The sequence below is a fragment of the Faecalimonas canis genome (assembly GCF_054601575.1).
The window spans coordinates 1-12,895 of the sequence record NZ_BAAHSI010000035.1 but is presented as its reverse complement, the minus strand read 5'-3'; the positions used below and the strand labels follow the sequence as shown (position 1 = coordinate 12,895).

Below are 12,895 nucleotides of genomic sequence, written 5' to 3'. Positions count from 1 at the left end.
TTTCTGCAATTCGAGACATACTCAAACTTATTGATCGTTCGCCCCTTCGCTCCACCCCCATTACAGGAACTTCTTCACTACTATGGGCTCTGCTGACTTCTCACAGTTCGTTGTTACTAGGCTAATGAAACCTCTGTGAGACCTCCACGCTTAAGGTGCACGCTCTTTCTCTCCATATATCCGCCACATCTACTCTGCTGCTACAAATGTGATAGTTATTAGACTTCGTTGTCTTTTGCCAACTTATCTCTCACAGCCTAGCCTTATATGTGATTTCTGTCCGTCGGACCAGAGATTTGCTTACAACTTCCTTCAGATTCCACCTCACGATGGACACCCTTGCTGTTCAGCTATACACTTCCCACTATCTGGGCATGTTCGGGACTTACACCCGTTAGAGCGCGCCCATGGCGCGCAAACAAAAAGAGAAAATACGGCATTTCTGCCGCATCTTCTCTTTTTGGATTATTCAAAATTATTTTGTTGTACTTCCGAGCCCACCATTTCTTACACTTGTAACATCATCATCAAAAGTAATTCCGTATTCAACGAAAATCCCCTGCATGAATCCTGTTCCCTCCGGCATTTCTGCCGTCTTATCTTCATTTGTATCATTTGTCAATTTGGCAAAAATATGCCCTTCATTATCTGAATAAAAATAATCGCTGTCAATAATACCAACCGTATTGTTCAACTGCAGACGGTACTTAAATCCAAGACTACTTCTCGGATAACATTTCAGCACCCAATTTTCTTCCATTTCCACACGGATTCCTGTAGGAATTTTAACTGTTTCTCCCGGTTTTAAACTAAATGTAACCGGTGCATAGAAATCATATCCCGCTGAACCTGAAGTTGCTCTTTTCGGCAATTTTATTCCATCATAAATCTCCTGTATTTTTTCTTCTTCTGTTTCTCCGAATGTGTCTTTCCAGCCTTCTTTGAATTGCTCATAACTTACTTTATGAAATTTTGCTATTCTCTTCATTCTTTCTTCCCGCCTTAGTCATGTAATACTACTTTTCCTTTTTTGAGAGTTTCCTGTACATCAATTACTCTCTGGTTGGAACTTCCTTTCCAATGTAAATTTGCATCTTTTTTATCGCATTCAAACTCTCCATCAACAAGAACGTCTACATACCTCATAAGTTCCATATCTTTAATACTTTCCCAAACAGAACCTGTATAAAGCCAAACTGTTTTATGTGGGAATTTCTCACGGATTTCTTTTGCTAAATCCGTAATCTCATAAACATTATTAATATGCAAAGGATCTCCGCCACTGAAAGTAACTCCGCTAATATAACTTTTTTCCAATTCCTCAAAAATTTCTTCCTTTGCAGAATCATCAAACTCTAATCCGCCATTAGCGTCCCATGTAATTGGATTATGGCATTCTTTACAACAATGATTGCATCCTGATACCCATAAAACCACACGAAGTCCATCTCCATTTAACATATCATCTTTTGTTATATTATGATAACGCATTTACATACTCTTCCTTTCTGCGATTTCTGCCATTTTCGCATCATTCAAACGCGTATCTCCTTTTACTCTTGAATAAGAAAGGTAACCGTTCATTCTATCAATTTTTGTAAGATTTTTACTTCCGCACTTCGGACATACGTCCATGGAAAGTTCCTCATGTCCACAATCGTCACAGTAAGATAAAGATAAGTTTACTCCTTCATAAAATCCCATTTCCATTGCTCTTCTGACCAGTGCCTTAATCGCCTCGGTATTATAATTAATCGGATATTTTACATATTGAATTTTTCCACCATTACACAAATCCCAGAAACGTGCTTCCAAATCCTGTTTTTCAATCGGAGTAATATCTTCTGTTACATGACAATGGAAACTGTTGCTCACATATTCACGGTCAGAAACATTTTCTACAATACCGTATTTTTTTCGGAACTGCTGTACCTGAACACCACATAAGTTTTCAGCAGGTGTTCCGTAAATTGCATATAAATGTCCATCCTCTTTCTTAAATTCATTTACACGTTTATTAATATATTCCAATGTTTTAATTGCAAATTCTCCGTCTTCCACCAAAGATTTCTTATTGTGAAGTTGCTGTAATTCATTGATTGCCGTAATTCCGAAAGAAGCTGTTGCTGATTTTAATAATGGTTTGATTTTATCATACAAGCCCAAATTACCGCCATAAAATCCACCTTCGCAATACGCCAATGGGTTTGTAGACGCTTTCATCTCTCCCAAGTATTCATAAGTACGGATATGAAGTTGACGGATAAGTTCCAAATAATAGTCAAGAACTTCAAAGAAATCTCTATTTTCCTGTTTTGCCTTTGCATAAATCATTGGAAGATGAAGACTTACCGCACCAATATTGAATCTTCCGACAAATACCGGTTTATCATTTTCATCTGCAGGATTCATCCCGCCTCTTTCATACCAAGGTGACAAAAACGCACGACATCCCATAGGACTGACAATCTTTCCATACTGTTTATACATACTCGGAACATAACCCTTTCCCGTCAGACTTAACCAATCAGGATACATCGTCTTTCTTGAACATTCAATTCCCGCCTCAAAAACATCTTCCAACGGTTTTCCCGGTCCATGAAGGTTTTCATCATAGAGGAATACAATCTTAGGGAACAGTACCGGTTTCTTGTGTCCTTCTTTTCCCTGACCATTCTTACGAACTTCCAACATTTTAATCGTAGCCAATTTACCGTAAATGCTTGTGTTTGTACCTGAAGTTACTGTAATAAACGGATAATCTCCACGGCTTGAAGATACAGAATTAAATTTATATTCCCAACCTTGAAATCCCTGTTCCATTTCTTTTTCCAAGTCTGCCCATGCAACTTCATGCGCTTTTTCTTCTGAAAGACCCAGTTTTTTATATTTTTCTAATAATGCTTTATGTGACTTTTCTGCAAACGGTTCTAATATATCATCCACACTCGGAACTGTAAATCCGCCGTACTGCTGACTCGCCGCACTTAAAACAATATCCCCGATAACATCAAATGCCGTGTCCAAAGATTTCGGTTCATTGTACCAAAGATTTCCCATCTCAAATCCGCCTGTCAATACGTTCTTCACATCAAACAGGCAACAGTTCATCGTATCTCTTCGTGCCGACATATCATGAATGTAAATATAACCTTCTCGGATTGCCTGTATCTCTTCAACCGTAAGGAAAAATTTCTTATATAATTCTTTGTTTAACTCATTGAAAATTAAACTTCTCTTTGTAGATACAAGTGCACTGTCTGTATTACTGTTTTCCTTATCTCCAATGTACATGATAGACTGACTTTTCTTGTAAACTTCATCTAACATCTGCACAAAATCTTGTTTATAATTTCTGTAATCACGGTAACTTTTTGCCACTACAGGATTTACTTTCTCCAAAGCACCCTCTACAACATTGTGCATCTGTGCAATACGGATTTCTTCCACACCCATTTTTTGCACTTCTTCCTCAACAAATTTACAAATAAAGTCTAAATCTTCTTCGGTAAACTTAATTAATGCACGATATGCTGATTTATTGACTGCAACAATCACCTTCTGTACATTAAAATCTTCTTTTGTTCCGTCTTTCTTAATTACTTTTATCATGAACGCTCTCCTTTCTTAATTGTCTATATATTCTATATTTAGTATTATTTATTCGCATAATCACTATATCTTGTTCGACTGTGCATTATCTATACTACCACTCGAACCATGCACCGTCAACAAAATCCCTCTCGAAATAATATACAAAATTTCCCTCTGTCTTCTTTCATAATTTTGGTTAAAAAAATAGGTCGTCTATACTTGACAACCTGTTTTCCTTATTATTACGCATTTTTACTATGAGGACTCTTTTCCCCCATATACATAGCTGCAATCGCTGACACGAGGGGTACTGTCAAAATAACTCCCAAAGAACCTGCTATCCCTTGCATAATCTCTATTCCCATTTCGTAAGAATTCATCATCTGTAAAAACGGCATATCATATGCGTAAAAAATCATAAGAGTGCTTAGTGATCCCCCTGTAAATGCAAGTATCAATGTATTGGACATTGTTCCCATCATATCTCCACCTATTTTTATTCCACTTTTAAACAATTCTCTTCTTGTCAACTGCGGATTATGATAATGAAGTTCCTCAATTGTAGTAGATATAGACATAGCCACATCCATAACGGCTCCCAAAGACGCAATTAAAATACCTGAAAATAAAAGTCCTCCTATCTGTAATTTACTATTTTGCCCTATATATAATAATGTTTCTATATCACTCACATTATATCCTGTAATATGCCCTAACTTTCCAAATAAACTTGCAGAAACTCCAGCTATCACAACCCCGCCTACAGTTCCTATAATCGCACATAATGTTTTCTTTGAAAAGCCACCAATGAAATACATTGTAACAAGCGTAGTTAAAATTGTTACGACAACCGCACTTAAAAATGGCGAAACACCTAAATATAACATAGGTAAGTATAAATACAAAATACAAACAAATGTAAAAATCAATCCTAATGCCGATGTAAAACCTTTTCTTCGTCCTATCAAAACAAGCGTCAATAAGAAAATTCCTATCATTACAAATAAAATCATTGTACGATTATAATTGTACACACTTGCACTAATCTGACCATTATATTCACTAATTTGGACAACAACAGATGTTCCCTCTTTACAATCCGCTCCGTAAAGATAACTATCGATATTAGTTGCTTCTACAACCTCACCTTTAAATTCTCCACTCTTCAGACACACTTTAATCTTCTGTGTTCCTTGTTGACTTCCATCCTCATTTCGATTTTCCGAAATTATTTCCACTACTTCCGCTTTTTCAAATTGATTACCATTTTCTTCAATCAATTCTTTTTTTTCTATTCTTTTATTAAAAAAACATAAAAATAAGAGAAACAAAAAAATCATTCCCCATACACACAAATGTTTACTTTTTTCTTTTTTACTTAAACTTCTAAATGATTCTATTCTTTCTTTCACAAATTCCTCCATATGTCAGACAGGACAGAATAATCTGCCCTGCCATTTTTATTCTTTATTTTTTCTTTTTTAATAACCACGCAATAGCTAATGATGCAATTCCTGCTCCCCCCAGCAATCCAATTGGTGCTTCATCACCTGTCTTTATCGGATTTGACGGTTTTGTAGTACTTCCATTATTAGAAACATTTGCATTCGGTGTATTTGGTTTATTCTGTGTATGTTCATCTGGTTTCTGCTGTTGTTCCGGAGTCACTTCAGCATCTTTCTGATTTGCACTCTGAATGAATTTATTATTTTCATCTACCAGTTTTGCACTTAATTGAGTCAACTCTGTTTTTGTAATTTGCGTTTCATCTGCCTGACCCTTCAAGTTGCTCAACACTTTCTCGAATGCATCTACAACTTCTTTTGTATATTCGCCCTTTTTATTTCCAACAACAGCATTTGATAATGTTCTTTCCGCTTCTTCAAACTGATTTATAAGTTCTGTAAACTCAACAGTTGTTACAACTTCCTTTTGTGCATATGTAAGATTTGTATATGCTTTCGTAATCATATTTGCTGACACAGGTGTATTTGTATCATTTTCATATAATGTTTTGTCTAATAAAGTAGAATATCCTTTTTTCAACACTCTATTATTAGATTCATCTCCATATCCATTCTGTGCATATGCATAATAGTTTACTGGATCTCCCTCTGTATTATATTTTTCAATTAATTCACCTATCGCTTTACTATCATCTCTTATATCCAATACAACATCAACGTTCTTTAATGCATTTTCTACTCTCGCTTTTGAACCACTTGTCATCACACTTAGATCCAACTTCTTCACTGCATCTCTTTCTTCTACTATAGACGTTTCTCCATTTGTTTTTCTAACTGTCACATCATTTGCATACTTATTTCCTTCATAATCATATGTTTTTAATGTTAATTTATCTGCCGAAACATCAATTGTTGAAAATGTCGGTACAGGTGTGTTAGAGCGTTCTGCAAGATAATATTGTTTAGTTTTATTTAATGTATAAAATTTACTTCCTGTAGCAGAACCTGCTGCAATATATAAAGTTCCTTCTGGATTTACTGCATTGCTTACACCTTCTCCTACACCTTCTGTTTCAATTACTTTTCCATCTAAAATCTGATAAGTACGAGCATAAGAATGATCATGTCCTGTTAAGCACATATCAATATCAAATTCATCCATTAATGGTGCAAATAAAATTCTTAAATTTGCCCCATCTACATCAGAGTGAGGCGATCCTGATCCATAAATGTCATGATGAAACATAACGATTTTCCATTTGGCATCTTTATGACTTTCCACTGCCTGTTTCATCAATTGGCGATGCTCCTCAACATTACGGTTATTACTATTTAATGAGATGTAAAGTGCGTCACCATAACTGTAATAATAATCTCCACCAGATTCTGTGCTACCAAATTTTGATTCATTTGGATTGTTATAGTGATAAGCATAGTCATCCCCTTTTGATTCATGATTTCCGATTGTTGTTGCAAGCGGAACGCTTCTTAACGCTTCCGGATACAGATACCCTGCATATTCCTGCTCTCTTACAATGTAATTGTTTGCATCAGAATAATCAATCTGATCTCCTGCCGATAAAATGAAACTTGCATTTTTAGCAATTCCATTTTCTCCAAAAGCTCTATTCAATGTCTTATTCCATGCGTATGTATTTACTGCAATATCTGTATCTTCTTCTGTTCCCTGTCCGTTACTTCCAGATGCTCCAATTTGAGGATCCCCTACTAGAACCGCTTGATAATTATGAAATGAATGCGTCTTATACTCTTTAGCATCACTCCAATTCTTTTCGTCTACCGAGTACTGATAATAATATGTTGTATTTTCCTCTAAATAATTTTCTATCGATACCTTATTGCTCGCTGTATATGTATTAAACATATTACTTTTTTGAATTGGTTTCGCCGTTCCCACAAATGTTTTTGCTTGTGTCATATCCTGATTTTTAGAAATACGAACTTGAGGAGTGCCTTTTTCTTTTGAATACCACGCAAAATTCAAACTTTTCTCATTTGTTCCCGGAGTCAGCACGATCTTTCCCGAATCCATTTCTCCTTCTTCCTGCTGATTCCACTGCGTGTTATACCAAGTCTTATAATCCTGTGTTGCTGTTAATCCGCTATTTAATTTATTTGTTCCATCGCCTTGTCCATACTCTCCAAACGCGTGAACCTGTGTATTTCCAACCATGGAAACTGTTGTAACTACTGCTAATGATAATAACATATTTTTCTTTGTTTTCTGTTTCATTATCTTCTTTTTCTCCTTTTTGACTTTTCGGTTTTCGTCTTGCAGGATTTATTATTATCACTTTTTCGTTTAATTTCAATACACTTTACCTAGACTTAACAACGTTTTACATTACCTTTTCTTTTCACTAACATTCTTTTTAAATAATAGTGATGCTATTTACTTTATATTAATATAACTCTTCTATTTTTGAATATTTACCTGACTCGGCATAGAATTGTTTTACTGCAAATCCATATAAATAGATTTGCAGTTCCCAACATAGAACTTTTTATTTTCTAGCAAAAGAATATATATACCATAAACAAAAAGAACAAGAAATAGTATAGTAGGAATTAGTACTCCATTTTCTAAGATACTATTATCATTTTCCAGGTGGTGTCACCCAAGAACTTAATGGATTTTGCACTGTCGACATTCTCATACCCACAACACCCACAACACCGCTTAATGTTAAAAGTTGTCTTTACTTTTCACACAATTTTACATCCACAGTATGGACAAAATTCTTCGTCTTTTATCGGAGCAATACGAAGTGATTTATGACAAAAAGGACAACGATTTTTAATTGCAATTATAACAAGATCAATTATGAGAAATATAAATCCAACCATTACACCTATATTCCAGTCAGCAATACACGAAATTACAACAAAGACACATAATATAATGCCGGCAATCCGGCAACTAATTCTTAATAGTTTGAATGAACTCATTATTTTACCTCCTCCTATGACTTCAAACCTCAATAACTTCATAAGATATTCTTTTTAATATTATCATCTTCATTACAGGTATAACATCAATTATAGGTAAATCTTAGGTAAATTCCACTTATATTTCACAGGTAAACGTTTGATTTTCTCCGAATTATATTGACGAATATAATTTTTAGTATTTTGATAGTAAATGAAATAAAAAATAGCAATAATGCACAAAACAAAAGTTATAGTATCATTGTACTGTTCAAATTTAATACCATATTTCTTCATTAAATTCTTCAAATTCTTTTGGTGACATTTCAGTTTCTTCCCAAAAGGGTACACCATTTTTTATCCTATGATGTACTTTTGACATAGTGTCTAAATAATATCCTTCATAATCATAATCTACAGTTAGAGATTGACGTATATACATGGCTAATTCATGAGCCGCCAATTTAGAATCGCTATCATTTAAACCACCAATTGCCGGTCCGCTTCCAGCAGAATATACCTCTAAAAGTAAACACTCCCCATTTTCATTGCTTGCTTTTATGATATAACTAAACTGATTTTCTAAATTATTTGTAACGTAATTTGGCTTTCCAAATAAATATTTGAGTTGTCCCAGCACCATAACCCAATTTTTTTCAAAATTTTCATCAAACTCATAAATGGAACAAATATTTGATGATGGCATATAAAAATCTCTTGTGGCATTGACCTTTTCAAATGTATACATCTTTCTCCCTCCGTATCATTTTAATTTATTTCTACTCTGATTTAGAGAATTAGTCCATTTTCAACTCTTTTAGTTAACTCAATTATATTTGTATGTATTGTATGGATTATTTTTGAAAATTCAACATCATCTTTTCCAGTAGGGTCATTCAATCCCCAATCCTCTCTATATTCGCATGGTATTACAGGACACTTCACATTGCACCCCATTGTAATCACAATATCTACTTCCGGTATTTCTGACAACAATTTGGAATATTGTGTTTTCTCCATATCTATCCGATATATTTCTTTCATTAATCGAACCGCATCTTGATTGATTTGCGGTTTTATTTCTGTGCCTGCAGAATAACTTTCAAAAATATTTGAAGAAAGGTGTTTTCCCAAGGCCTCCGCAATTTGACTACGACAAGAATTATGAACACATATAAAAGCCACTTTAGGTTTTCTCATAATAAATCACAGTCCTTTCTTTGTTTTAATATTTGAACAATAGTTCTTTAACCATTTTCCACGGTCAATACTTTTTCATAGGATTTTTTTGTATTTTGCATTGTTTCTAATATGTGATTTTCACCACAGTAACATGATTTAATTTCTCCTTTATTATCGACACAGTGATCATTTTTGCCCACAATAAAGTCTTTCTGATTATTGAAAATCTCATCTAAATTATTATTAACCAATAAATTCTTATCATTTGTTGTTATAAAACTAATATAAACAATAGTTTTATTTGCTACTATAGTGTCAAGATACTCTTTTTGTTTCTTCAGACAACTTGGTATTGGTAATTATAAAAATATTTATATTGCAAAGACCTGTTTCCACCCATTCCTTAAATATTGTTGCACCTTTTAGATTGTTTAACCACGAGTGATAATTGATGGTAGTTATCTTCAACAGTTACTTTTCCATTATCTTTTCAACACCCCTGAAAATCCAACATTAAAACGGCGTTCCCACCATATCATACGGAGTAATTTGATAAACATAATAATTCAGCCAATTTGTATATAAATTATTTGCTGTTGCCCGCCATGTCAAAAGCGGTTTTTTTGTATCATCATCGTTTTCATAATAATTTTCCGGAATACAAATCGGCAAAGACTTCGCCTTATCCCTTTTATACTCCTTGTCCAAAGTCAGCCTATCATATTCAGGGTGCCCCATAACAAAAATCTGACGCCCTTCCTCAGCCATAACAAGAAATGCCCCTGCTTTTTCCGATTCTGCCAAAACAGTAAGCCTGTTGTCCTGCCTTATTTTTTCCAATGGTACATCCGTATGCCTTGAATGCGGTGCTAAAAACACATCATCAAATCCTCGTACGAGTGGAATTTTCCTATTTAATACTTTATGCCAAAATACACCGAACAATTTTTCTTCCAACGGTTCTTTGTCTATCCCATAATGATAATAAAGCCCCGCCTGTGCTCCCCAGCACAAATGGAGAGTGGACGTTACATTTGTTTTCGTCCATTCCATTATCATTTTCAGTTCTTCCCAATAATCCACTTTCTCAAAAGGCATCTGTTCCACCGGAGCACCTGTAATAATAAACCCGTCAAACTTCTGATTTTTTATTTCCTCAAATGTTTCATAAAACTTATTCAAGTGACTTGTGGCAGTATTTTTTGATTTATGGCTGGCAACATGAACAAATATCACATCCACCTGCAACGGCGTATTTGACAGCGAACGTAATAACTGCAATTCTGTGTCCTCTTTTAATGGCATTAAATTCAAAATACCTATTCGAATCGGACGAATATCCTGATGAACGGCACGGTGTTCATCCATAACAAATATATTTTCTTTTTCTAAGATTTCCTTTGCCGGCAAATCATTTTGCACACGAATCGGCATAACTACTACTCCTCTTCTGTTTTTTCTTCTATATATTGAATATCTTCATATTCTTTTGACGCTTTCGGTAATTTCTTTCTCTCCAGTTTCTGTTCAACAAACATACTTACTACATAATAAAGAACCGCAAATGTCGGAACTCCCATAATCATTCCCACAAATCCGAACAATCCTCCTCCTAAAAGAATAGAAAATACTACCCAAAATGCACTAAGTCCCGTAGAGTCCCCCAAAATCTTCGGACCTAAAATATTTCCGTCAAACTGTTGTAAAACAAGAATGAAAATAATAAAATATACTCCCTTAATTGGCTCAGAAAGTAAAATTAGTATCGCACTCGGAACAGCCCCAATGTATGGTCCAAAAAACGGAACTACATTTGTCACTCCTACGATAACACTGACAAGCAGTGTATATGGCATATCTAAAATACTTAAACCGATAAAACATAAAATTCCAATAATAATCGAGTCTATAATCTTCCCGATAACAAATCCACCAAAAATTTCATGGCTCTTTCTTGTCACCTGCAATACTAAGTTCGCACGTTCTCTTGATAATAAAGCATATGTAATCATCTTACACTGTCCCATAAATTTTTCTTTACTGTTTAAAATATAAACAGACACAATAACTCCGACAGCAATATCGAACAGTGTTTCTAAAAAACTAAATACCCCTACTGTTACAAATGACATCATTTGATTGATCTGTGTAAGCAAGTCTGTTTTTAGCCATAACTGAAATGCCTCTGCACCATTTTCCAAAACATTTTTTATTGTACCTGAAAAAACACTATCATTTATCTTTTCACTTTCCAAAAAATCTATGGCATTATTTATCTGATGCGGAAGACTCATAATCAAATCTCTTATACTTCTATACAATTCTGGAACAACCATATTTAATAATAAAATCACAACTGCAAAAGTTAACATCAATGCACCTGCAATCCCTATACTTCTTGAAATTTTCTGTAATTTATCTCGACTCTTTGTCTTTTTCTCAAATGCCTTTATAATTTGATTTTCAATTATAGTTACAAGCGGATTTAACAGATATGCAAATACAAACCCCAATATAATCGGCTGCAAAATATTTCCTATCTTTCCGAGAAGTCCCGTAATATCATCCAATCTCAAAAAAGCAAAATAACAGGCTATACCTGCCACGATAACTAAAAAGGACGTTAATCCTCTCATAAAATATTGTTTAATTTTCATCTGTGTTCTCGGCGCTATATTTTTTGGTTTATTTTTTTCTTCCATTTGTTTTTCCCTTCTTATTTTTTCTGACTTTTTTATTATAACCTTTCAAAATAAAACCCGTCAAGTTTTCTGTACTTGCAGCATATACTAATAAGTGAGATAATATTGAACCAGAGGTGATTTTTATGATAATTGATATTTTAAAAGATACTATACTTGATAGTATACATATTCTTCCATTTTTATTTCTTGCATTTTTTCTTTTGGAAATGGCTACTCATCCATCTAAAAAGATACATATTGCTTTAAATCCTTTTTTAGCGGGGGTTCTCGGTTGCATTCCTCAATGTGCCATTCCTGTTCTTGCGGTAAATTTATATTCCGGAGGAATATTATCTACAGGCACTTTACTGGCACTGTTAATTTCTTCTACAGATGAATCTGCCTTAATTTTATTTAAAGACCCTCATGGACGGAAAGTATTTCTTCCAATGCTCATTACCAAATTCATTATCAGTGTTATTGTAGGATACTTTGTCGATGTTTTCCTGAAAGATAAATTCACTCCTCCACAGCAAGCAGCCGCTTGTGAATGCCACAGTTGTCATCATTCACACGGAGTTTTCCTTGCTGCTTTAAGACATACGGCAGAGTTATTTATTTATCTATTTATATGTTCTTTCGGATTGGGACTGCTCCTTGAATTAACAGGTATTGATACTTTAACGCGAATACTTCTGGGAGGTTCTGTTTTACAACCGCTTTTAACCGCTTTAATCGGGTTAATTCCAAACTGTGCCGCCTCTCTGCTTTTATGCGAACTTTATTTAGACAACTTAATCGGATTTTCCGCACTTACTGCCGGACTTTGTTCTTCCTGCGGTGTAGGACTTCTCGTCCTTTTAAAAACGAAAATAAGAAAAAAGGAAGTCGGCAAATTAGTTGGATTTCTCTATCTTGCCTCAGCAGTTTCCGGAATGATTTTTTCTATATTTTTGCAATAGAAAATGCTTATATCTGTCTTCACCAGACAGATATAAGCATTCAGACTGTAGACAAAGT

General features: G+C 34.5%; 11 protein-coding genes. 1 reads left to right on the top strand and 10 read right to left on the bottom strand.

The genetic code is table 11. From position 1 onward, the window contains the following. Positions 1-475: 475 nt before the first annotated feature. The 10 genes from ACYPXO_RS09780 to ACYPXO_RS09735 all read right to left on the bottom strand — a co-directional run bounded on the left by ACYPXO_RS09780 (position 476) and on the right by ACYPXO_RS09735 (position 11,893). Positions 476-988, bottom strand: coding sequence for a dCTP deaminase/dUTPase family protein (locus tag ACYPXO_RS09780; RefSeq protein WP_459640390.1), 513 nt, complete (start codon positions 986-988; stop codon positions 476-478). Between the two features lie 14 nt (positions 989-1,002). After that, on the bottom strand, positions 1,003-1,491 hold the full coding sequence (nrdG, locus tag ACYPXO_RS09775) for an anaerobic ribonucleoside-triphosphate reductase activating protein (RefSeq protein ID WP_459640389.1): 489 nt from the start codon (positions 1,489-1,491) through the stop codon (positions 1,003-1,005). Beyond that, positions 1,492-3,612 carry an anaerobic ribonucleoside-triphosphate reductase gene (gene nrdD, locus ACYPXO_RS09770; RefSeq protein ID WP_459640388.1) on the bottom strand — a complete coding sequence of 707 codons (2,121 nt, stop codon included), beginning with the start codon at positions 3,610-3,612 and terminating at the stop codon, positions 1,492-1,494. A 224-nt stretch (positions 3,613-3,836) separates the two neighbouring features. Next, positions 3,837-5,006 (bottom strand): YibE/F family protein, encoded by a 1,170-nt coding sequence (locus ACYPXO_RS09765; RefSeq protein ID WP_459640387.1) that lies wholly within the window; start codon positions 5,004-5,006, stop codon positions 3,837-3,839. Between the two features lie 55 nt (positions 5,007-5,061). Beyond that, the gene (locus ACYPXO_RS09760) at positions 5,062-7,314 is read right to left on the bottom strand and encodes a purple acid phosphatase family protein (RefSeq protein ID WP_459640386.1); all 2,253 of its coding nucleotides are present in this window, start codon (positions 7,312-7,314) and stop codon (positions 5,062-5,064) included. 473 nt (positions 7,315-7,787) lie between these two features. Beyond that, positions 7,788-8,030 carry a hypothetical protein gene (locus ACYPXO_RS09755; RefSeq protein WP_459640385.1) on the bottom strand — a complete coding sequence of 81 codons (243 nt, stop codon included), beginning with the start codon at positions 8,028-8,030 and terminating at the stop codon, positions 7,788-7,790. Positions 8,031-8,286: 256 nt separating this feature from the next. Continuing rightward, complete coding sequence (locus ACYPXO_RS09750; protein WP_459640384.1) at positions 8,287-8,757, bottom strand: hypothetical protein; 471 nt, start codon at positions 8,755-8,757, stop codon at positions 8,287-8,289. 41 nt (positions 8,758-8,798) lie between these two features. Continuing rightward, positions 8,799-9,209 (bottom strand): arsenate reductase ArsC, encoded by a 411-nt coding sequence (locus tag ACYPXO_RS09745; RefSeq protein ID WP_459640383.1) that lies wholly within the window; start codon positions 9,207-9,209, stop codon positions 8,799-8,801. 495 nt (positions 9,210-9,704) lie between these two features. Next, complete coding sequence (gene metA, locus ACYPXO_RS09740; protein WP_459640382.1) at positions 9,705-10,625, bottom strand: homoserine O-acetyltransferase MetA; 921 nt, start codon at positions 10,623-10,625, stop codon at positions 9,705-9,707. A 5-nt stretch (positions 10,626-10,630) separates the two neighbouring features. Next, on the bottom strand, positions 10,631-11,893 hold the full coding sequence (locus ACYPXO_RS09735) for an AI-2E family transporter (protein ID WP_459640381.1): 1,263 nt from the start codon (positions 11,891-11,893) through the stop codon (positions 10,631-10,633). Positions 11,894-12,018: 125 nt separating this feature from the next. On the opposite strand from ACYPXO_RS09735, the gene ACYPXO_RS09730 reads away from it, so the two are divergent. After that, on the top strand, positions 12,019-12,837 hold the full coding sequence (locus ACYPXO_RS09730) for a putative manganese transporter (RefSeq protein ID WP_459640380.1): 819 nt from the start codon (positions 12,019-12,021) through the stop codon (positions 12,835-12,837). The last annotated feature ends 58 nt before the right edge of the window (positions 12,838-12,895 follow it).